The organism is Pedobacter sp. (genome assembly GCF_965279535.1).
GTDB lineage: Bacteria > Bacteroidota > Bacteroidia > Sphingobacteriales > Sphingobacteriaceae > Pedobacter.
Genome location: NZ_OZ257244.1, coordinates 3,801,394 through 3,825,528, shown reverse-complemented (window position 1 = coordinate 3,825,528; position 24,135 = coordinate 3,801,394). Strand labels below are relative to the sequence as shown.

General features: G+C 39.6%; 15 protein-coding genes. 2 read left to right on the top strand and 13 right to left on the bottom strand.

Translation table 11 applies throughout. The annotated features are described in order from the left end of the window. Positions 1 to 148 precede the first annotated feature (148 nt). The gene (locus ACQY77_RS15550) at positions 149 to 508 is read left to right on the top strand and encodes a response regulator (protein WP_421941243.1); all 360 of its coding nucleotides are present in this window, start codon (positions 149 to 151) and stop codon (positions 506 to 508) included. A 5-nt stretch (positions 509 to 513) separates the two neighbouring features. Here the strand turns inward: ACQY77_RS15550 and ACQY77_RS15545 are convergent, their stop codons facing one another. After that, the gene (locus ACQY77_RS15545; protein WP_421941244.1) at positions 514 to 867 is read right to left on the bottom strand and encodes a DUF6717 family protein; all 354 of its coding nucleotides are present in this window, start codon (positions 865 to 867) and stop codon (positions 514 to 516) included. Positions 868 to 931: 64 nt separating this feature from the next. Between ACQY77_RS15545 and dinB the strand changes: the two genes are divergently transcribed. Beyond that, complete coding sequence (dinB, locus tag ACQY77_RS15540; protein WP_421942374.1) at positions 932 to 2,032, top strand: DNA polymerase IV; 1,101 nt, start codon at positions 932 to 934, stop codon at positions 2,030 to 2,032. 895 nt (positions 2,033 to 2,927) lie between these two features. On the opposite strand, the gene ACQY77_RS15535 is transcribed toward dinB, so the two are convergent. The 12 genes from ACQY77_RS15535 to ACQY77_RS15480 all read right to left on the bottom strand — a co-directional run bounded on the left by ACQY77_RS15535 (position 2,928) and on the right by ACQY77_RS15480 (position 23,545). Then, complete coding sequence (locus ACQY77_RS15535; protein ID WP_421941245.1) at positions 2,928 to 5,399, bottom strand: glutaminase domain-containing protein; 2,472 nt, start codon at positions 5,397 to 5,399, stop codon at positions 2,928 to 2,930. A 192-nt stretch (positions 5,400 to 5,591) separates the two neighbouring features. Then, complete coding sequence (locus ACQY77_RS15530; protein WP_421941246.1) at positions 5,592 to 6,437, bottom strand: PKD domain-containing protein; 846 nt, start codon at positions 6,435 to 6,437, stop codon at positions 5,592 to 5,594. An 11-nt stretch (positions 6,438 to 6,448) separates the two neighbouring features. Further along, the gene (locus tag ACQY77_RS15525) at positions 6,449 to 7,870 is read right to left on the bottom strand and encodes a PA14 domain-containing protein (protein ID WP_421941247.1); all 1,422 of its coding nucleotides are present in this window, start codon (positions 7,868 to 7,870) and stop codon (positions 6,449 to 6,451) included. A 32-nt stretch (positions 7,871 to 7,902) separates the two neighbouring features. Continuing rightward, positions 7,903 to 9,597: an alkaline phosphatase family protein gene (locus ACQY77_RS15520; protein WP_421941248.1), complete on the bottom strand. Its 1,695-nt coding sequence runs from the start codon at positions 9,595 to 9,597 to the stop codon at positions 7,903 to 7,905. Positions 9,598 to 9,634: 37 nt separating this feature from the next. Further along, a complete protein-coding gene (locus ACQY77_RS15515; RefSeq protein WP_421941249.1) occupies positions 9,635 to 11,254 on the bottom strand; it encodes a DUF5008 domain-containing protein in 1,620 nt (539 codons plus the stop codon). A 36-nt stretch (positions 11,255 to 11,290) separates the two neighbouring features. After that, the gene (locus ACQY77_RS15510; RefSeq protein WP_421941250.1) at positions 11,291 to 12,016 is read right to left on the bottom strand and encodes a hypothetical protein; all 726 of its coding nucleotides are present in this window, start codon (positions 12,014 to 12,016) and stop codon (positions 11,291 to 11,293) included. Between the two features lie 18 nt (positions 12,017 to 12,034). Then, positions 12,035 to 13,567 carry a RagB/SusD family nutrient uptake outer membrane protein gene (locus ACQY77_RS15505; RefSeq protein ID WP_421941251.1) on the bottom strand — a complete coding sequence of 511 codons (1,533 nt, stop codon included), beginning with the start codon at positions 13,565 to 13,567 and terminating at the stop codon, positions 12,035 to 12,037. A gap of 11 nt (positions 13,568 to 13,578) precedes the next feature. After that, positions 13,579 to 16,725, bottom strand: coding sequence for a SusC/RagA family TonB-linked outer membrane protein (locus ACQY77_RS15500; RefSeq protein WP_421941252.1), 3,147 nt, complete (start codon positions 16,723 to 16,725; stop codon positions 13,579 to 13,581). Between the two features lie 20 nt (positions 16,726 to 16,745). Further along, a complete protein-coding gene (locus ACQY77_RS15495) occupies positions 16,746 to 17,867 on the bottom strand; it encodes a DUF5007 domain-containing protein (RefSeq protein ID WP_421941253.1) in 1,122 nt (373 codons plus the stop codon). A 3-nt stretch (positions 17,868 to 17,870) separates the two neighbouring features. Beyond that, entirely contained in the window at positions 17,871 to 18,980 is a 1,110-nt protein-coding gene (locus ACQY77_RS15490) for a discoidin domain-containing protein (protein WP_421941254.1), read from the bottom strand. Between the two features lie 13 nt (positions 18,981 to 18,993). Further along, on the bottom strand, positions 18,994 to 20,505 hold the full coding sequence (locus ACQY77_RS15485) for a RagB/SusD family nutrient uptake outer membrane protein (protein ID WP_421941255.1): 1,512 nt from the start codon (positions 20,503 to 20,505) through the stop codon (positions 18,994 to 18,996). A 34-nt stretch (positions 20,506 to 20,539) separates the two neighbouring features. Next, entirely contained in the window at positions 20,540 to 23,545 is a 3,006-nt protein-coding gene (locus ACQY77_RS15480) for a SusC/RagA family TonB-linked outer membrane protein (RefSeq protein ID WP_421941256.1), read from the bottom strand. Positions 23,546 to 24,135: the final 590 nt, after the last annotated feature.

The following is a 24,135-nucleotide window of genomic DNA, read 5'->3' as shown; positions in this document are numbered from 1 at the left end:
GTGCTTACTACTATTTTGTTTGCAAAAAAAATCAGTATATAAAAACAAAATACCCCCTTATACTATTAATAGATAAAGGCAAATTAGCATATTTGCGGCTATATTTTTTTTTGCATACCAGCATATGGTTTAGAGCTTTACCAAAGAAATGGAGAATAAAAAAATACTCATTGCTGATGATGATGAGGGCATTGTGGATGCCGTAACAATGATTTTGGAAGTAATGGGTTATGATGTAGCGTATACATATGACGGTGGAGCAGTTATAGATGCGGTGAAAAATAAACCCGACTTAATTTTGCTCGACATCTGGATGAGTGGATATGATGGCAGAGATATTTGCAAACAGCTCAAAAATGATCCTGCTTACAAAGAAATTCCAATTCTGATGATTTCTGCAAGCAGAGACATTAAGCAATCTGCCCTGGATGCAGGTGCGAATGACTTTATGGAGAAACCTTTCGAAATGGATTCGCTACTAAATAAGGTTAATCATCTTTTAAACTAAACCTTTCATGGCACTTGTTTAAAATATATACTTTGGGGTAATTGATTAAAAACAAATTCTGTTACCCCACAAAGCCATAATTTGTGGTTCTTGATTGTGCCATTAAAGGTTTCCAACAGATAATCCCCCCCGCCGCCTAAATTTTCTTCCCGGGCGTAAACCAGCGTGAGTAATTCGGCATTTTTAAAATGGGTATCCGCCATATAAACATTGCATTCATCAGCACTCGCGGCAATCCAATCTAAAAGCTGGTCAGCGCCTTCAATCATCTGTAAATCTGACAAATCTCCATTCCATTCAGGAATATCAGCATACCATTCGTGCTTAGCATTTTTATAAAACCTGATTGTTCTTTCCATTGGATGTAAAGAAATGAAATCCTGCTTAATTATCCTCAAAAAAATGCCGAATTTTATCTCATCAATGACGGATCAATCGCAACCCCTTCTAAGGAAAATTATTCATATTGATATGGATGCTTTTTATGCCTCGGTTGAGCAGCGTGATTTTCCCGAATATCGTGGCAAGCCGCTGGTTGTAGGTGGCAAACCGGATAGCCGCGGAGTGGTGGCTACTGCCAGTTATGAAGCCAGGCAATTCGGCATCCGATCGGCCATGTCATGCAGCAAAGCTTACCAACTCTGCCCTACTGCAATTTTTGTATACCCGCGTTTTGATGCCTACACCGCAGTATCTAAATCCATAAGGGAGATTTTTAGGCGGTATACCGATCTGATTGAACCCTTGTCACTGGATGAAGCTTACCTGGACGTAACAGCAGATAAATTAGGAATTGGTTCTGCTATTGACATTGCAAAATCCATTAAGGATGCCATTAAAAACGAACTCAACCTTACCGCTTCTGCGGGTGTAAGCATCAATAAATTCGTGGCTAAAGTGGCTTCTGACATGAACAAGCCCGATGGTTTAACATTCATTGGCCCTTCCAGGATTGAGTCTTTCATGGAAAAGCTTCCGGTTGAAAAATTCTTTGGTGTGGGTAAAGTTACGGCAGCAAAGATGAAGGCCATGCAAATTACAACTGGTGCCGACTTAAAGAAACTGACCGAAGTTCAACTACTTGCTCAATTTGGGAAATCGGGCAAATTTTATTACCAGATTGTACGTGGTATAGACAATAGACCTGTTCAGGCACACCGGGAAACTAAATCTGTGGGTGCTGAAGATACGCTCGCTGAAGATACCAATGATGATTCGGTAATGCACGATTTGCTGAAGCAGATTAGCGAAACAGTAGCTAAACGCGTAGAAAAATATGGACTGAAAGGTAAAACCATTACTTTAAAGATAAAATTTGCCGATTTTAAACTCATTACCAGAAGCCGTTCTTTTAGCACCCCAATCTATACTGCGGAAGTAATGTACGCTGAGGCAGTTAAACTTTTAAATGAGGCTGAAATTGGCCATGCCAGTGTTCGGTTATTGGGCATAACCCTTTCCCGGTTTTATGATGATGCAGTAACAGAAAAAACACAGGATAATCAGCTGGAATTTGATTTTTAAAGCGTTGAATTGAGTTAATGCAGTGCAACCGGTGGTAAAACAAAAAGAAAATTAACCACAGAGAAAAAGAGGTTTACACCGAGGGGCACCGAGCAATCTAAGGGATGCTCTGGATTGGTGGTTAAACAGTAAAAAATGAACGACTAATGCAGTGCCTTTCTCTGTGCACCCGGTGGTAAAACAAAAAGAAAATTAACCACAGAGAAAAAGAGGTTTACACGGAGGGGCACCGAGCAATTTAAGAGGTGCAGTGCAGTCGGTGGTTAACCAGTAAAAAATGAACGCCTAACGCTGTGCCTTTCTCTGTACACCCGGTGGTAAAAAATAAAAGAAATTAACCACAGAGAAAAAGAGGTTTACACCGAGGGACACCGGGCAATTTAAGAGGTATTGTGTGTTCGTAGTTAACCAGTAAAAAAATGAACGCCTAACGCTGTGCCTTTCTCTGTGCACCCGGTGGTAAAACAAAAAGAAAATTAACCACAGAGAAAAAGAGGTTTACACCGAGGGACACCGGGCAATTTAAGAGGTATTGTGTGTTCGTAGTTAACCAGTAAAAAAATGAACGCCTAACGCTGTGCCTTTCTCTGTGCACCCGGTGGTAAAACAAAAAGAAAATTAACCACAGAGAAAAAGAGGTTTACACGGAGGGGCACCGAGCAATTTAAGAGGTGCAGTGCAGTCGGTGGTTAACCAGTAAAAAATGAACGCCTAACGCTGTGCCTTTCTCTGTACACCCGGTGGTAAAACAAAAAGAAAATTAACCACAGAGAAAAAGAGGTTTACACGGAGGGGCACCGGGCAATTTAAGAGGTGAAGTGCAGTCGGTGGTTAAAAAACAAAAAAGGTCGTAGCAAGATGCCACGACCAATCTGATTGCGTTAATTATTAAATTTTATTTTGCTGAAAGCTTATTTTCAAACATCTTCATAAAGAATCCTCCAACAACACTCCTCGCTTTAAAATTATCACGAATTCCGGTATTAGAATCATAAAAATCATTCAATGGCACCCTCGATTCTGTTTCAATGGCATGCTTGTAAACAGGATGCACAAGTGCCTGGAAGTCTTTATCATTTGCAGCGAAAGTGGCGGTCCACAAAATCCAATCATTTTTAGTGTAAGCCTTTCTGCTGTCTAATGGTAAACCATATTTGTTTTGCTTGCTTAAGTAATATTTGATCTCTGTATCATACACCTTTTGAGGGAACAAATTAAGCTTTAACACCTTATCCCACACCAAATTGTATTTCTGACTCCAGGTATTTTTATTATCAAAAGTGAGTGCATAGTGATCGCCGGCATCTGCCATTTCCATCCATTTTGGCACCATACTTTCTGCAATAGCCCGATATTTTTTGGCAATATCCTGATAACCTAAAGTTTCTGCCATTTGCGCATAGCAGGCAATACCTACAATAGCTTTTACAGATAAATTAGCATTGCGGGCAAGATGCCCGGCAAAGTCATCTGTACACAGTTGGGTTTTCGGATCTAAACCTTCGCGGGTAAGATAATCTACCCAGGTGGTTAAGGTTTTCCAGTGGAGTTTGGCATAACTGGCATTTCCCTGGGCTTTTGCAATAGCAGCAGTAAGAATAATCATGTTTCCAGATTCTTCTACCGGCATCGGTTCACCGTAGGTTTGTCCGTTAGCTAATGGATAGGTTCCCAAATCGTGCGCAGCCCAATCGTGTGGATATTTTCCGCTTTCGCTAAAATAGAAAATACCATTTAGCATACCCTGTAGCAAAGCTGGATTATAAATGAGGTATAATGGCGCTGAGGGATAAGTAACATCAACCGTGTTAATAAAACCACCACTGTTGTTTTCTTTAGATAACCACAGGATTTCATTTTGCGGGCTCTTAACTAAAGTATGTGCAGCAATACTTTGACGATATCCCAATACGCAAAGATCTGCATATTCTTTACCTCCAGATTTTAACGCGTCGGCATACATATTTCTATTAAAAGCTTCGCATTTTTGTATTACTGATTTATATTCTGAAACCGCAGCAGTTAATTGTCCTTCAATGGTTTCTTTACCTGAAGTATTCCACCAGGGTCTTAAATTCTCATTGAAATACTGGATAGAATAAATTTCATCATAACCTAAAGTAATGAACTTTTCTACCGCTTTTTTCCCTACCGTTCCGAAAGGGATAATGGTATTTAAAGCCAGCATATTACCCTTTGCTGCAGTTGAGGCAGCATTTCCTTTTTTAAATGCATCTGCAGCATCTTTCTCTGGTGTTACAAACTGAATGGCATTGGTATTTTTAGGAGCCGCCACATAAAAATATCCCCAGTCTATACGCATATCGTCAGAGGCTTTCTTTAATATCGGCTGCTCAACTGTGCCTACTTTTAAAATTGATAACTGAGGAGTTGCATATTTTGTCGATACTACAGGTTGTGAAGGCCTGTAAACGGCAATATTCGATGAAGCACTTAAATAAACTTTAACCTGGTGGGTTTTATCATCGTTAGCATTTACCTGATATGATACATAAGAAACAGGCCTGGCCAGCAACCCTAAATCGTTCATTAATAATGGAGAAGTAAAGGTTAATTTAAGGTCAACCTTTCCGCAACTGAAGTTGTATATGGTTTGTGTGGCATTTACATCGACACTTTTTTGTTTAGCCAGTTGTACTTTCTGAGCATTGTTTTTTTCCTTTTCTACTAATCCGAAATCAAGAAAACGTCCGCCTGCCGTATTTAGTAAATGGATCGCAATTACATTTTCACCTGCAACCAATGCAGTTTTATTATTGTTCAGGGCAATGTATTGAAAATCGTTGGTCCAACCTTCCTTAGTATAAATTTTCTTTCCGTTTAGAAATACCTCAATATTATCGTCATGGTTCAGTTTTAAGAACAACTCATTTATACTTGCCGGATTGGCAACAGTAAAATTTCTCCTTACCCATATATCATGCGATTTCCAGAGTGTTTTAGCTGATTTCGCATCATCTCCTATTGGCGCTGATCCGGATTTCCAATCGTTCGCACTATAATTTAAAGCTTTCCAATCGCCCTGTGGTTCTGTTTCAGTATATTTAACCTGATAGGCGCGCTCATCCGAACTCGGTACAATTGTTTTATAACTTGCAGTTTCTTTACCTAAAAACTGATAAATGCTACCATCAACATTGATCATACCTAAAAGGGATTGTTTGGCACCTGTCCAATGTTCTGTAGCACTTTCATTTAGCTTATCGGTGTTAGACCAGATACTGAAATAGGTGTTGTGGGTAATTAAAGGATAGGCTGGAGCCTTTCTCTCCTGCGCATTCAACATATTGTTTAACAACATGCTCCCAAACAGTGCATAGGTTTTGAGATTTTTGAATTTGTTCATAATTTGTGTGTGTATAAATATATTTTAGTTAGGAAGAGCTACCACTAGTTAAACGTTTTAGTTAAATGTATAAATTATATCCTGTAAATTACTGTTCGTAACTAAAATGTGTGTTAAAAGGCCGGAAGATAAAAAAATACATGAAGCATAAAGCTCCATGCATTTCCTATAAACACTAACTAACAACTAATATTAAGGTTGTTTCTTATTAATCGTCCATTCAGAAAGCTGAAATACACGACTTCCTCTGTTTTGCTTAATGTACAGCCTGTAAAATTTATAGGCGATGTAATTGTCAAAGTGGAATATTTTGGTTTGTCTTCTGCTTACCCCCGAATTTTCATTGGCCCAGGGGGCTGAGGTAACGGTATGCAGATCGGTATACTGAATACCATCATGTGATCCCTGAAGAATCCAGTATTTTGGATCACGGTCAGCAAAGTCATTTCCGGATGTTAAGGTGTAGGCACCAACCACCTGAGGGGTTTTGAGTTCGAAAGTACATCTTTGAGTACCGTCAAAACCAGCCTGTAAAAACTTCGTTGTGATATCTCCATCGACCAGCTTACTTGATCCTTCTGCTGAATTCGGGCCAGCACCTGCTTCCAGATTTACAGAAAAGGTACCTCCTATTGTGCGCATGTAATTTTCACCAACCTTGGTAGCATCAAATGTTGGGTCTACAATTTTCAATGTAATTTCCTTACTTGCTGAATATCCCTGACCATTGCGCGTGGTTAAAATTACATGGTATGTTCCGGGGAAGCGGTAAACATGCTTCGGACTTACCTCTACAGAGGTACTGTCATCACCGAACTGCCATAACAAGGATTTATAATTCGTAGATGTTCCGGTAAATTGATATTCTAAAAATTTGACCGGGTTAGGAATCGTGTAATCAAAACCAGCTGTAGGCTTAGGTTCTTCTGGTTCCTGAACAACCTCAGCTATATCATCTTTCTTGCAACTTGCTATCGCCAATGCCATAAAAGCTACAATGGATAACCTTGTAAATATTTTTTTAAATGTTGCTTTCATATCAATCTTATTTATGGAGCCGGGAATAATTGACTTTTAGGGATTACCCTTTTACTTAATACATTTGGAACTTCGATTTCGAGATAGGCTTGCTGCCCGCCTACGTTTTCACGGTGATGCGCCTCAATTTTATATTTTACACCACGTTCCAGTCGAATGGTGAATTTGCGATAATCCTTATCCCACTGGGTAGTATAATCGTCGATAACTGCTACACCATTGATAAATAAACGTGATCCGTCATCCCATCTGGTCTGATAAAAAGTATAGTCGCCTCGTACCGGAGCTAAGAATTCACCTGTCCATTTTACAGAAAAATTATCCCTGCTTACGCCTGCCCCATCTGGCCAGCTATCACCGCTGAAGTTAATGCTTTCATCGATACGTTCTCTTGTAGGTGCACGCCCGTCAAAATCAGCCAATTGGTTATCCCTGTAATATTTGGCCCTTAACCCCGTACCATTACCAGTAATATAGGAGTTGTTATCCAGGTTAACATTTGGATTTACGACCACTATTAGCTTACTTTTGGCTGGATGTAATACGTGGTTGGTATTTTTAGCAAGACTCAGGGCAAAGGCAAACTTTTTGTTTGCGGCAATGTTTGCATCGAAAACCGGCCATGGAATAGAGAGCCGCACAATGGCGCTCGATGCTCCTGTACCAAATCTGATTAAAGTATCGATGGTATATTCATTCTCTTTCAAATGGATGGCATCGGCAGGAAGTACCCCCGAACCCACCAATGTTGCAATGGTGTCTATGTTTTCTTTAATGTTGATATTAAATGCAGAAGAAGGCTGATTATCTAAATTGACAACCAAAGGGATGGTTACCCCTGCAGGGCCAACACTGTAATTCGAACCAAAACCCACATTATAAATTCCACCGCCAGCTAAGCTAAGGTAATGGATATCTGTAGCTTTAAATAAATCGGCTGGGTTAATTACGACCAAAATATTTGATTTGGTAGGCACCACTTTATTCCCTTTTCCAGGTTGAGATAATTTCAGTGCAAAAGCCAGCTTTTGATTAAAGAAACGCTCAAGTGTGGCCAATCTGATTGTGGCTATCCCTTCTCCGGTATCGGTACCATAGGCTACGTTGATAACATTGGGATATTCTACCGAAGCCGAAGGCATTAAAATGGTATTGGTTAAAGTTCCATTATTGATCAACTGGGTTACAGTATCATTATTTAAGGTTAAGCCCACTTGAAAAGCTTCGGTTGCTGTACCACTTAAGCTTATTTTAAAAGGTACTTTAACAAACTCATTGTCTTTAGTTACACTTCCAAGTACAATTCCCTCGCCAGTAATTCCCCTCGTTTCCGGCTGCGGTTTAGTAATCTCCTCTAATTGCGAGTCTTTACATGAATAGGCGCCAATCAATATGGCTAAACCTATTAATGACAGGGTTAAAAATCTTTTCATTTTATGCTGTTTTAAATGATTTGTACATTGTTTTATTGATCTAACCAAACTCTTCCATCTAAGTTCCAGGTTTGTTTATTGGCAATTTTGAACCAGTTAACAATTTGTGCAGGGATATCTGATGTTTGAGGCACAAAAATGGCCAGTGTACTTGCAGAAGGCGGGCAAATTAAATCGTTGAAATTTTCCCATGCATATGCTCCTTTTAATTTAAAATCACGTGCCTGAGGCCCCAGATCGACCATCCTATCGCCATTCCCATCGGTTGCCGGCCAGTATCCAACTAAGAAATTGTAGTATGGATGCCCTTGATCAATGGAGGTTTCGCAAGAATAATTCTGAATAACAGCATCTGGAACAGGTGTTTTAAAGAAACGGATATCTGTTACGTAAACATCTGGTTCTCCATGCCCGGTACCATTTAAATAGCCTAATTTTAAAGCGTTTGAATTGGCTAATGATCCTGAGTTAGTAATGTCTACTTCATTATTGAAAAGGCCATCGGTATAGGTTCTGATGTATCTTCTTCCTGCACGTACTTCGCACTTTACAGATACATTCTGCCACCTGCCTTTAGCCAAATCAGCACCTCTGCATTGAATGTAATTACCATCCTTAGTACCTCTCCACTCAAAATACCAGTATTTGTCTTCCAGGTAAATTACCCAGCCCACAGTAGGGTGACCGCTAGACCATTCTCCACGCTTACCTAAAACGCTGGGCCAATTGAAAATATCCTGATTCTTTTTGATCTTAAACTCGATGGTAAATTTCGTGGTATCATCAATGTTAAATACATCGGCATCCGGTCCCTCAATTTCTGCTCTTATATCCTGGCCTTTAAGTTTAACCGTTTTTCCCAGGTACCTGTTACCGGTAAAAGGCTTAACAATAATGCGCTTTTTGTATCCGGCAGTATGATAAATGATAAATGAGTTGGCTACAGGTTTGCTAAAAACCGTCTGATCATCTGTATTTGGCGGAAGTGTATAAGCTCCTCCTCCGTTGGATGCAACCACAACCAGCCAGTTTTCGTTATTATAATTCGGACGTTTCTTTAACGCCGCCATAATCTCTCCTACCTGGGTGTCAAACTTCTCGATGGCCGATTTGTAATTTGCAAATGAATTATCATAACCAAACTGTGCTCCTGCTTTATCAACATCCATAAAATGACCCAACACTAAAGAAGCAGTATCTTTGCTCAGGCTATTGATTAAGGCTGTTTTCACCTGTTCATCGTCAGCCAGTGTCTCACTGATATCCGTCCCGGTTGTGAGTTTTTTGAAGATGGCAGATGGCGAATAAGCAGCGATCTTGATTTGTGAATTGCTTTCTTTAATTCTGGTGAATATGGGTGGAAATCCTTGTAAATTGGCATTACTCAATTCGTCATTTAAAACAAAATGCTTGGTTTTTTTCACACCTGTAATCATATCTGCCCAATTGGTCACATCCTTAGTAGAATTTTCATCGCTTAAGGCTACCCAGCTGTAAATAGAGGTAGGCAGCAGTGCTGTAAGATTTGGAATATTGGCCGCTGCTACAGATTCACCTCTGGCACCATCTACAATGAGATAAAGTACCTTTCGCTGTCCGTATTTTACGGAAGTTGTATCCTTGCTGTCTTTATCAGCGATCACCCTATCAAAATCTTTATTGCAAGAAAATATGGCTGTAGTTATTATCGCTGCGATAAAACCTAGCAATAATTTATATTTATTCATAACGCTCATGTTAATTTATAATTGATAAAGGCTAATATTATTCGATGGTAACACGCATAATGTTGTTTGCCGGCTGATTGTCAAAGCGATTTATAGTACCAATCAGTAAGAGGGCTTTTTTCCCATCCGCAGATTTGGTTTCAATTGCATCGGCTAAACCACCCTGAAAAGGTCCGGTAGTATTGTATCCCGCAGCCAAATCGCCCTTACTGTTTAGTATCATGAAGCCATTCCGGGTAACATTGTTATATTTTTTGAAACCACCACTCAATACGATCAATCCACTATTGAGTTGTTTGGCAAAGCTGGCATATCCACCATCAAGCGCTTTAGCTGTAAATGATTCATCAAGGGTTCCATCTTCGTTTAGCATAGCAATGCCTATTGCTGTTTTGCCATTGTACTTGGTAAAAGAACCTGTCATCATGTATTTCTTTGTAGTGGCATTGTATATCAGTGAAAAAATTTGATTGTCGGCACCACTTCCTGTGTTAAATGTTGGATCGATAGTTCCATCTGCATTTAGCCTGATAATCCGCCCTGCTGCCTGCCCATCAAAAGTGTTGAAATTGCCAAACACAACCAGCTTCTCCAGTTTATCGGCATCGGTGTGCATGTATGTGTCTACCTGTCCGTTTGCTCCGATATTGCCCTTATTAGTGGCTGTGTTAAAACGATAAGTTTTATCCAGCGATCCATCCAGGTTCATTCTTACGATCTGCCTGATTTCGGTACTATCAAGGATTACAGTATCGCGGGTGAAATCATAGTTTGGCTTGTCATAAGTACGTTTTACATAATACCTGAAATTACCGGTTGCTAAAATTTTGCCCTGATGTGCATATAGCCTGCCGATAAAGTCGTTGGTTCCACCATTAAACTTCGGAAAAGCCTTGATGGTTACTGTATCTGTGAGGGAAGGTTTTCTTGCGGTTTTGATTTTTACGGTATCGATAGCGCCATTGGTGAATAAACTCGTGATGTTGCTGATATTCTCGGTACGCTGATTATAGCCACTAAATCCTCCGGCAATAATGAAGCGCCCGCCAATTTCGATTACTTTGGAAAGTGCCCCATTTGCACCTCTTCCTGTTCTGAAAGTACGATCGTACTCGCCATCGATTGAAGTTCGTGCAATTCTGTTAATCGGGGTAATAATACCTTTATTATCAAAATTGTTAAACTGACCAATTACCAGCGCCCTGCCATCTACCATCTCGTAAAACTGACTTACGAAACCATTTGCTCCGGCAGTGGCTTTCCAGGTGATATCGGTTTTAATTAAGCCTGTAACAATAAATTGCGGACCAATAATTAATTGATCACCAATGGCTATTGAAGTAACCCCTGTACTTCCGGCGTCAGGCACTTTTACTTTAATGGTGGTAGCGGTTACCTCTGTAACTTCTCCCTTTTCTCCGTTAAACATAAAGCTTAATTTATCTCTATAAGGCAGAACACCTGTTATTTTGAAAGTAACTTCGGTACCTGCTATACCAGAAGATGGTGTAGGTAGTTCAGTTTCGCTGATCTTTATGCCCAGAGATTGCTTTGCATCCGCATAGGGATCTTCAAACAGTTCCTCTTCCTTTTTACAACCCTGAATGGCTATTGCAAATAGGAACATTATGGCTATTATGAATTTAAATTTCTTCATTTCTTTATTTCTTAGCTTGAAACATTCTATTAGGTTTTAATTGCTTGGATTTTTTAATCCGGTGTTGTACACCTCGTTAAAAAACTCATTTTTATCAAAGCCGAAATAGGCTGAATTAAATCTCAATGCGTGTACTACTCCGTTGGTTGGTTTTATATCGGAAGAGGCTACCAGGGTGCTAAACCAATTATCGTTGGGTTTAGAGATATCCGGAATATAGGATATCACCAATTGCCTGTAACCGATATATTTGATACCATTAGCATCATTAAAGACTACACCAATATTCAGTGCATTATTGCTGTAGGCATAATAAAGCCCGCCCGGATAAACGGATTTAACACTAAAGTCTATCTGAGGATAATCCTTTAGTTTGTTTACCCCTTTAAACATATAGCGCTGCAGATACTTTTTCCATATCAATGGATCAATCTGATCTAATGTTTTAACGGTGTCGCGCCCTGCATTATAAAGTGCGCGGTTTAACCCATCGGTTCTGATGGTTCCAATGGTTCTTTTAATTACATCATCATCCGGGGCAAAGAAGGTGAAATCTTCATTGCTAAATTCTTGCTCCATATTTGCCAATTTGACAATTTGGGCGATGGTATCGAATGGAACAGTTTTATCCTTTAAATATTTGAGCATATTACCCGGATATTCTGCAACCGCTTTACCGCCATCTATATAATATTCATCACGTTTGCAGGCGCTGATGAATAATAAACATGCTGCAGAAACTATGATTATTAGATTTTTCATATTATTTTCTCCTAAATATTAGTTACCTCCGTTAGTCCAATAATCGTTTAATCTCATATAAGGATTATTATTCAATGCACTCGAGGCAATTGGCCAAGTCCATGCTCCTCTGTTAAATTTATCAGAGGTAAGTACATTGTAAGACCACTGATTGCTTAAAATTCTTTTCGTTCTTACCAGGTCGAAGTAATGATGTCCTTCTCCGATCAATTCTCTTGATCGCTCATAGAAGATGAAATCTTTCAACTCGGTACCTCCACCTCCAGAGTATTTTGAAGCTTCGGCCCGATCCCGCACCATGTTTAAAAGTTTAATGGATTCTGCATCTTCACCCAAATCAGCCAATGCCTCAGCGGCTAACAGAATGGTTCCTCCATATCTGAAAATCATAAACGTGTTATCGGGGTTCGCATCCTCCTCACCAGTAGCAAAGGAATTTTGCGCAAACTTTAACATCATAAACTTTCCGTTGTCGGTAAAAATATCTTCATTAAACCAGGCAGTAATGCGTTTATCACTTCCATCCTGAAACAGTTTCTGCATGTATTCTCCACGGTAGTAAGCAAAGCTAACGCGGTGCGTATACTCGGGTCTTTTATAAGGATAATGAAGAAACATATCAGCAACAGGAGCCAGATTGGTGTTCACATCACCATAGTTTACACTTCTGTAAAACTCGAATAAACTCTCATCAGACCTGCCTTTGATAACTGTTGCCCATTCTTTGATTGGAAGTAAACGATAAGCATTACTGGCGATCAGCTCTTTACCTAATTCTGCAGTTTGCGTATAGTATTTTCTGGCATTTGCCTGATCGAAACCTGCATTCCACATGTTCATTTCCATCATCAGGGCAATAATACTCCCCCTGCTGGCCCTTACACCCTTTAGGGCCGGGTCTGAGTATGTCCAGGGCAGGAAATTCTTGTGCACTTTTAAGTCCTCGATGCACTTATTCAAAACGGATACAAAGTTTTCCCGGGGAAGTGCTGTAGAATGAAAAGCATCGGTATAGTAAACCACATCACCATAAAGCCTAACCATAATCAGGTAGCTCAGGTTGCGGATAAATACCGCTTCGGCTTTATATTGGTTTTTCTCGTTTTCAGAAACTCCAGGTACTCCTTCGTCTAGTTTGGCAATTAAAATATTGGCGCCTTGAATGGCCCTGTAATAACCTGTCCAATCGGTAATTCTCCAAAAATTATAATTGATATTGGTAGCCCATGGCACATTTCCGTTCAAGAGCGTAATGAGGTCATTTTTACCTAAAAACTCAACAAACTGCCGTGATGGCGCATTATCTGACTGGCTTTCATACATCACTTCTCCTGAACGATATTCTCCGGTAGCCCCGATAAAATGGGTTTCATTGAACTTTCCGAATACAATCCTGGATAAATCATAAATATTAGCTACAACATCATCTTTAGATTGGAAGAAGTTATTTCCAGTTAATTTATCTAAAGGCTGTATATCTAAAAACTTTTTACAAGCAGGCAAGCAGAAAGTTGCTGCTATTAATATGGTATAAAGAATAACTTTTTTCATAATCCTATTTCTTAATTGCCTGTTATAAGTTCTAAGTTCAACCCAATATTGTAGGTTCGTGGTAATGGATAACCCGTTGAGATATCGCGACCAAGAGCGGTAACATTTTCAGGATTCGGACCGCTGTACGGTGAAAAGGTGATTAAGTTATCGGTTGAAGCATAGATTCTCAGGTTGTTCAAACCTATTTTTCTAATTAATTTTTTAGGAAACATATAGGAAAGGGTAACATTATTGATTTTCAGGTAACTACCGCTTTCTGCCCAGAGCGTCTGATCTGCACGTAAGGGTTGAATCTGGTCAAAACGTTTGTAATCATACGGATATGGATATTTGGCTACATCTCCTGGTTTGGTCCATATGTTTAGATCATTTAATGGCACAACGGCCGACAGGGCATAAGGATTTCTCATAATGGCAATCCGATCTGCCAAAGCATTATTCAGGATGGTTCTGTCTGCAGTATAAGTTGCATAAATATTAAGTCCCCAGCTCTTGTACCGGATATTGGTTGAAAGTCCGCCAGTAACTAATGGCTGCGAGTTACCTGTCACTTCATAATCCCGGCCATCTAAAATATAATCACCGTTAACATCTTTCATGATTGGATCTCCACCCAGGAAAAACACACCGTTAGACTGGTAGCGTTTACCTGTAACCGGATCTACAGGAACATCTGCATCGGTTTGGTAAACACCCTGGTTAATTCTCAAATAGTTGGATAAAGTATTCCTGCCAACCCTAAATACATTGTGCTGCAGGTAGGATGAACCATCAAAACGGATATACTGCCCGTTGTATTCTGCAGGAAGCTTAAGTAAAATATCGCGGTTAATTGCACCATTCACGGAGAAATCCAAACCAAAATCTTTGTTATTAATAACCTTATAAGAGATCATTAACTCGGTACCATAGTTGGCAATTCCCAGATCATTACTGGCCAGTTTATTGAAACCGGTCGTATTAGCTAAAAATCTATCAAACAATAAGTTATCTACCTTTTTAAAATATGTATCGAAGGCAATAGATAATTTATTGAAGAAACCCAGGTCAAATCCAAAATTATACTGTGTAGTGGTTGTAGGTTTCAGTGCCGGATTTGGAATCATATCATAATTGATACCAATGGTTGGGCTGTTGTTAAAGTTGCCGTTCAGGTTATAAATACCGTAAATACTTTGTAAGTTTCCTGTAGGCACAATGTTTTGTCCCCAGGTTAACCTTAAACTTCCGTAGTCTAACCATTTCTTATCTACCAGCCAGTTTTCTTTGTTGAAATTCCACCTTAAACCCACTGATGGATTTTTAGAATATGGATTTTCTAATCCGCTTGATGAAGTACCATCTAAGCGGTAAGAGAACTCAGCTACATACTTTTTATCAAAATCGTAAGATACCGACCCTGCGAAGGAAGCAATGGTTGCATTTCTGTAATTGCTTAACACCCCTCCCCCTCTTGAATAATAAGCATCGTATCCAACCGGGCCTTGTAACTGATCGTTTGGTATACGTTGTTGAGAGGTTACACCTGCCTGGGCACCTTGTTTGTAAATCTCATTAAAGGTATTTACAAAAAGGTTATGTTTTTCGCCAAAGGTTTTAGCGTAAGTAATTCCATTACGGTTATAAAGCTGGAAGGTTCTGCCTACGTAATCATTCAATCTGGCAAACTGACCATTGGCTGCTGCTGGCGTAAAAGTAGATTCTGTATCGGAAGTATAATCATAACTCAGGGTAGAAGATGCTGCCAAACCGGGAATAAATTCATATCGACCCTCAATATTGGCCCTCAAATTTCTCGAGTTGTTATCGTTATACGTTTGCAAAGCAGAGAGAACGCCTCCGGAGGCCTGATAAAATGATGGTGGAGGAAGCAAGGTAGAGGCTTGTCCATTGGCTGCAACTCCCGATTGCAGTAATCCTACACCATTTCCCTTATTCTGCTTACCTACTGAACCGAATATGGAACCAAAAAACCTGAATTTATCTGTTGGTTTAAACTCCATATTCATATTGAGGTTATAGCGATCGTATCCGGTATTTTTAATTACGCCCTTTTCTGAGTAATACCCCAGGTTGGCTTTGTAATTAAATTTCTGATCACCACCATCCATGGCAAGGTTATGACTTTGGTTGTAGGTAGTTTGATAAAATACGTCCTGCCAGTCTGTAGAATTATTCCAGTAGGCATTTAAACTATCAGATAAAAACGATGTTTCACCGACTCTTCTGATATCATCTATATTTTGTGCATTGAGAATAATCTGTTGAATCTTCAACTGTCTCTCTGCGTTTCCACCCAATGTTTCGCGAAGTTTTGGAGGCGTTTTGGCGAAGAAATTGGTTACATATTTGATTCTGGGCACCTTTGAATTTCCACGTTTGGTGGTAATAATGATTACCCCATAAGCTCCTCTTGAACCATACATGGAAGTTGCCTGTGCATCTTTAAGGATTTGGATACTTTCTATATCTTCCTGAGGGATTAAGGAAAGCGGGCTAATACCTGGCCCCTGGCTCTGAAAACCAAATTCAGCTGCCTTATCTGCATCAAGTGGCACACCATCTATGATGTACAATGGCGAGGTAGGCTGAAGAAATGATTCGTTTCCACTACCTGAAATACTTAATGTAGAGAGACCACGAACTTGTACAGAACCCCTAAAACCTGGCGCTCCTGTATTGTTCTGAATATTTAATCCCGGTACTTTTCCCTGCAAGAGGGTTTCAATGTTAGGTGTAGGAACATCCTGTACATCTTTACCCACAATTAAAGCTGAAGATCCGGTGGTGGTTTCCTTACTTCTTTTTTGATAGGCTACAATAATTACCTGCTCAAGCTCTTTCCTGTCTTCACTAATGGTTACCGTGATATTGGTTTGCCCGGTAACTTTAACCCTTTGGGTATTGTATCCAAGGAATTTAAAGATTAATGTTCCCCCTACCGGAGCACTCACCGAAAACTGACCTTTTCCGTTGGTTTGTGTAAGGCCTTTATTGGTTGATTCTAAAATAATTGATACACCAGGTACACCGCTCCTTGTTTCTTTATCGATTACTGTACCGTTTATAATGATGTTTTTATCCTGCGAATAAGCTTGCGTGCTCCAAACCAAGCACATCACCAGCCATGCGTAAAAACGTATATATTTTTTCATAATGATTAGCTTTAAACTTCTTATTCGTTAATGAACTTTGGATTATCGTTTCTGAAGTGAAATACAATTTCCCAATCGCCTGTTTTGTAGATTGCGAAATCAATTCCGGCGTATGCTGTAACCCTGTTACCCCCAAAACCTAAGCGTGAATAACTTAACTCTGCTTTTGCTCTCGATCCTCCTGTTGCATATGAGGTTGGTATTTCTACCAATGGAATCGGATAAGCCACGTCATACTGCACATAGGTGGTGGTTTTTTGCATATTAAAACCATGAATCATCTTCTCCCAACGGGTTTCATTGAATAAAGCCGGATTAATTGGCTTATTATCTTTATCTAATGCCACTATTCTTAAAGAATGTCCGTTTCCACCCGTAAATGGTCTGATGTATACAACTACATCCTTTTTATCATCATTACTTACCAGGTTAACATTCGTATTTATGCCCACAACATTGCTGAGATAAGGACGGATGTAATCTCTGAGGTTTTTATCCAATGGAAATTTCGGATCAGGCGCAGGAAGTCCGGTGTATAGATTCATATCATTGGAAGGTTCGTACGGGCGCTCCCTCCATGGTCTGATTTGCAAATCCTTTATTAAGCGTTCACCCCCTGTATTTTTAATTTTCATATCGAAATACCGGGTATCCTGAGAAAAGTTCGTACTATCGGTAGGACGTGGTGTAATCAGTTCGTTAGTGGAGGAAGCCCAAAGAATGAATTGTCCTGAAGAACGAACTTCAAATAAAGCATGTTCTTCGATTTTACGTTTGGCTTCAATTTCTGCCAGACTGGTTTCCAGTCCGGTATAAGGCGCTACCCAAACATAGGTAGGTACCTTTTTAAAGATATCTGTTACCGGCCTTCCGTCACCAAACCGGGCATTTGTAATTTCAAAAGTCATTGGTGATGTAGAGTTATCAGCATTAAACTGACCCATTACGTTATTTCTACCAATAATTGGTTCGAAAATTTTGTTGCTGTAGTTAACATTGTTACTGAGGTAATCTTTCTCAGCCGGTAAATCAAATATTTTTTTGCAGCTGCCCAAGGTCAAAACGCCGACCATGGCAAAAAGGAGTTCTTTTTTAGCCAGTAATCTCATTAGATTATTGCTTTTATATTTTCTGTATTCCATAATCTATTTCGTTTTATTAATGGTCCACTCTGCAAGTTGGAATACTCCGCCACTTCTGAGTTCGGTTATATCAACGCGGTAGTATTTATAAGCTACCTTATTATCACATCTGAAAACTTTTGGCTGATATCTTTCTTCAAAAAAGAAGTTAGATACCCGGTGAAGTTCTACCCAGTTAGATCCGTCATTTGATCCCTCATAAGTCCATGCTCTTGGGTCACGTTCAGGAGAATCATTTGCAGATGTAAGCGTATAAACGGATGATACTTCTGGTGTTTTCAGTTCGAACTGCATCCATAAACGACCATTTAAATCTGCCAGGAACTTGGTGTGGTCGTCGCCATCAATTACTTTCTTAGATCCTTCACCACTGTTAGCTCCTCCATTATTATCATGATGCACCGTTAATGTTCCGCCTATTAAGCTCATTAAGTTTGGTGGTGGTGGTACAAAAGTTAAGCGGGTAACAAACTCGTCAAAGCCGAAAATGTGATCAGGGCTGATTACGTGTACCAAACCATTTTTTGTTTTGATGTTATTAGAGGCTGTAGTACTCATGGCCCAGTTTCTGATGAATTTGCTCCTTTTGGTATTGGCAAATTCAATAACTTCCGGACCGGCAGCCACCTGGCCAGAAGCCGATCTTCTGTTCAGTTTTGCATGCATAGGATATCCGAAACGAACACTTTTAAGATCTAAGCCATCTTGTAATACCAATGAATCTGATGGTCTTCTGCCCCTAATGATATAATAGGACACCATAGTATCCAATTGTACCCCATCGATGTTAGCTAAGAACAATGGATCCTTATCTGCCCTTTTGCGTAAAGTATTCAAATTGGTTAACGCCAATTGAAAACTTGGGTTGGAAACGGCAAACAGTGTTACATTACTATCTGTAAGCGTGTTTTTCAGCCCCATTCTATCAATCGCCACCAATAAGGAGTCGTAAACCCCGGGTTTACTTTTCAAATATTCGTAGGTATTGCCTGTAAATGCAGTATTTTCATCGGCAGCATCATAATAGCCCCCGTTCTTTTTACAAGCGGTGTAGCCCAGTGTAAGCAACATTAACATTGCCGCTGCGCTGATATATTTTAATGACTTTTTCATATCTGTATATGGTTTAGCGCCAGTAAGGGTTTTGAGTTAAAAGGTTATTTTGAGAGATTAACTTTCGTGATATTGGCCAGTAAATTCCTCCTGAATTAATCAGGTTCATGAATTTGGGATCGTTCTGTTTAATCTTATTGTACCTGATCAGGTCAAACCAACGTTGGCCTTCGCCCATAAGCTCACGATGGCGTTCTTCAAATATGAGCTTCACCAAATCGTTGCCTGCATTTATAGTATAGGTCGTTCCTGATCTTACACGTCTGGCGCCTACCTGTGCTAGCGCCTCAGCTGCTCCGAGTATATCACCCAAAACAGCGAGTGCCTCAGCTCTTAAAAGCACCACATCTTCCAGGCGGGTAAAAATTAACGCACTGGTAAAGTATCTGAAATTGGGATCTGTTCCTCCGCCTTGAATGACTTTGATTTTGCTGAAAATGGGATATTTACCATTAAAATTGGTGAAGTAACGTTCAGAAACAGCCTGCCCTAAAGTGTCAATGGTGAAACGATCATCATTGGGTAGATTAAAATATTTAAGGATCGAGTCTTTCGGTAAATAGATATCCGGAACTGTTTTGGTGGTAACCGGCTCTGCTAATGTCAGTTCTTCGATATGGCCGGTTGAAGAGCCGTCAATATGCCCCCAGTCAGAATTAAAGCCAAGCATCTGACGGGTATTTTTATTGAAGAAAAATCCGTTAGAATTAGTCAAATCATTTGTAGAGGTGTACCCTATCCCACTTTTGCTATAATTATCCATTACAAACTTGGTATAAGTGGCTACACTGGTGTAGTTGGCAGTCCAGGCCGCAACATGCGCCAGAACCGCATATGCTGTATTTTTGGTGGCCAGGGCACCGCCCCACCTTCCAGAGGTTTCATTGTAATAATCGGTTGGTTGCTGTACATCGCCACCGCTGTACACAAATGGTAAATCTGTGGCTGCTTTAAGCATTTCCTGTTCTACCCAAGCCAGGATTTTAGCCTGGTTTTCCCTTGGTCTGTTCTCAAACACCCCTTCATTGGAAGAAGTGATAAATGGTACATCGCCCCACAACCTAACCATGTAGAAATAAGCAAAAGCGCGTAAAAATCTGGCCTGTGCAATATCAACCGTCATGGTGTTATCGGTATAACGCTTATCATTAGCCTTAACCCGGGCAATATTCTCTAAAAACACATTTGCACCATTTACAATCGCATAAAATCTGGTCCAATCGCTTAATGATTCTACAACCGGATAAGATGCGTTCAGGTTATTGCTGATTACAGCTTTTAAATCTTGTCTTTTCGGACTTGTAAATTCAGCGGCACGAACGTCGCCGTAAACCCAGTGTCCGTTATTATCAGATAATGCCGCACGTGTTAAAGCATATACACCTAAAATCCCGGCTCTGGCATCTTCTACCGTGTTCCACATGTTTTTCTCACCAACTACTCTTGTCGAGTCTGTTTCAAGGGCCTTGTTACAACCCGTTAAAACTACCAGTGAGCATAGAAATACGTATAATATCTTTTTCATCTTCGTTGATCTATTTTGATTACTCGCTTTCATATTACAGTTCCATTTTTACGCCTAAAGTGTAAGTTCTGGGGATGGGTTGACCGTAGCCTGTATCTAAGCCATCATAGCCCACCAATTCAGGATCCTGTCCGGTGTAAGGTGTAATGGTAAATACATTGTTTACGGATCCATACACAAAGAACTTGTTGATTTTGATATTTTTTCGCTTAAGCAGATTACCCAGTTCGTAACCAACTGCTACAGACCTCAATTTTAGGAAAGAGGCATTTTCGAGGAATAAGTCCTGATCTACACGATAAGGAATAACTGTACTCCATGGGTTGTACAGTGGATATTTGCTGTAATCGCCTCTTTTTTCCCAAAAAGTGATTTCTTTAACGGAGTTCACTTCCGAGTTTCCTTCTCTGTTTACAAAGTCGAAGCGATTAGCCATTTCCTGGTTAATGAGTTTTCTGCCCAAGTTGAAGTATAAATTTGTGTTTAAACTCCAGTTACCATATTTGAAAGCATTATCAAAACCACCTGAAAGTCCTGGCATCATGTTTCCTTTCAGCACTTTATCTTTCTCATCAATAACATTATCGCCATTTTGGTCTTTCCATCTTGGATCCCCGGCTTTCAATACCGTTCCATTGTATTTCAACGGCTGACCATTAACTACCGGAATTTGTGCATCAGCAGTGTAAATACCTTCATTTTCTAATAACCAATATTGATCCACAGCCTCACCTACTTTTAACAATCTATTGCCAATTACAATCTGATCTAAGCCACGGGGAAGTGCTTTTAATTGATTTTGGTTATGGTTAAAATTTAAAGCAGAATTCCATGAGAATTTATTTTTATTGATCACCAGGGCGCTAACGGTTAAATCAACACCAGTGTTATTTACAGATAAACCACTCTCTATAGCTTGTTTATAACCATATTCTGCGTAAGAAGGAAGAGCAATCAGTTGATTTTTATCTGTTTTACTGTAAACATCCAACGATAAACGAAGTCGGTTTTTTAACATAGATACATCTGCGCCAACATTTACCTGATCGGTATAAGCCCATGGAACACCGTAACCTACCCAACCAAAAGCATATGATCTGGTTAATACACCAAAGGCATTATATCCCGGAACGGTTAAGTTTCCGGTATAACCAACAGAAGCAGTGTATTGAGGTCCCTGTGCATAGTTATCATACACATGCGTACGCCCCATTCTGCCTACACTGGCCCTTAAAATAACATCGTCAATACTTTTGTTATCCTTTAAGAATTCGTTCTTAATGTTCCATGCTGCCGAAAGCACCGGAGAATAAAACCACCTGCTGGTTGGCTGCGCATTTGAAGAGCCATCTAAACGAAGTGTGGCAGACAGAAAATATTTATTCTGGAAAGCATAATCTACCTTACCAGAGAAAGTTAGCAGGTTATCTTCTGTTTTATCTAAGAAACGATAGGTCAATTCCCTTGGAAAAGCTTTTGGCGTTAGGTAATCAGGATTTAGCTGGCCATCTCTGATCGGATCAGAATCCAAAAGGTTGATCTTAATGTAATCATTGGCACCTTTATAAGCGTAGGCATTATTATACTTATAAATATCCCAAATCATCGATTGGCCGAGCGTGAAATTGAAATCGTGATCTTCATTTAATTTATAATTGTAGCTCGCTTTGTTATCCATCATCAATCTTTGGTTAAAACCATAGAAGTTAGAAGCATAGCTATTGCCCTGAAGCAAGCCCTTTGCATAAAAAATATCACGGTACCCTTCATTGTAGTCTACGTTGAAAGCCGAGCTCAGTTTCAATTTACCAAACGTACCCACCAGCTTGGCATACCCCTGGATTGCATTTGTTTTGTTATCGTCGAAACCTTTGTCGTATTCACTCAAATAGCTTGCGTAATAGTCTTTATTTGGCGCCAATGGCGCACTTAAGTCAGGGAAGTAATTTAACTGAGCAAAACGATCGCGGAGAGATCTGTTCCTGTCGCGGTTAATTCGGTTGGCATTGATCATTGCAGAAAACAACAACCATTTTACAGGCCTCATGTTGATGTTGAACATGGCACTGTACCGATCAAGGCCAGTTTGGTCTGCAACACCTTCACTCTTGGTATTTCCTAAAGAAAATCTAAAATTTGCACGATCTGTTCCGCCTGATAAGCCCAGGTTAATACCATATATTAATGCATTTCTATAGTATAAATCGGTCCAGTTCGATTTTCCGCTATATACATTATTAAGTGAATCACTTAAATAAACCGGATATTCTTCATCATCAGAATATCTGCCGTTAGTTGTGTAAATATCATAAAAGCGTTGTCTGAATTCATTTTCATACTTACCATTAATGGTATTTACTGTTGGCTTCTGAACCATCCCGATGTAAGAGTTGAATGAAATCCTTCTTACATTACCTGGCGATTTAGAAGTCAATACAATTACGCCATTTACTCCTCGCGGACCATAGGCAACCGTTCCGGCCAAATCTTTAAGTACTTCTACAGATGCGATATTATTCATATCAATACCCGCTAATAAATTGGTAGCCGGGCCAATGCGATTAAAATCATACTGCTGAATATCATACGCAAATGGATGCTCCATGATAAGGGGAATACCATCCAGCACCACGAGTGGCTGTGCTGCATAGAGGTCCTTCTTATTCAACAAGGGCATTGCTGTACCCCTAATGAACATGTTTTGCATCGATCCAGGTTCGCCGGAAGGCTCCTGGATGTACAAGCCTGCATAATTCCCTTTCAGGTATTGTTGCAGGGAAACTGCCGGAAACATGGATAAGTTTTCTGTTTCCTTTTCAGTATTGGCCGAAAGCTTATTGTAGATCGTTTTAATTTTGATCCGGCTTAAACTATCTTGTCTCAACGAATCCTCTTCACCTAAAGCCTTTCGCTTTGTCGTATCCTGTAAGTAGGAATGATTAAATGTTGTTGTGTTAAGCTTTTTTAATGAGGCTGGGGCAGCTAAAACGTTTAACTGAATGGCGACAAAAAATACAAAGCACAGCCATAAGTATCGCATAATTAATGGATCTTTAATTGGTAAAAAAATTGAATTGAAATTTTTCTCTGGAAAAAGCTAGATGTCCCTTAATTTAAAAAGACAGGAGTTCGGGTCGTAATAGTAGTAGGTTAGTCTCATAATTAGTTATTTGGTTAAATCAAATATAATATAATACTAAATCGTTTTAACAAAATATGACACTTTTATGAAAATTTCAATTTAGCTAATCAATAAATGTCAAATTGACAAATAACAATCGTTTTTAATCATCAAAATTTCAATTTCATTGGGTTTTAATTGAATAACCGGGGTTATCAACAGGCTCTATTTAAGTATTTTACCTGTTGCAAAACAATAAATCTGATGAAATTTTGTTGCGAAAAAGCTAAACACGTTAAACGTTTTAGTAAAAAGCAGGATATTATAGATAACCCTGCCTTCAGCCGCAGGAGTTATAAAACATCAATACAACAACAACTAAAAGTGGATTGCAGCCTGCTGCATGCAGAAATATAAAATCCAGGTATTAAGCAAACACAGCACGTATGGAAATTATTGCCCAGCCAGTAGTTGTGTTTTAACTGGTTAACAGAGGTTTTAGTTGCACC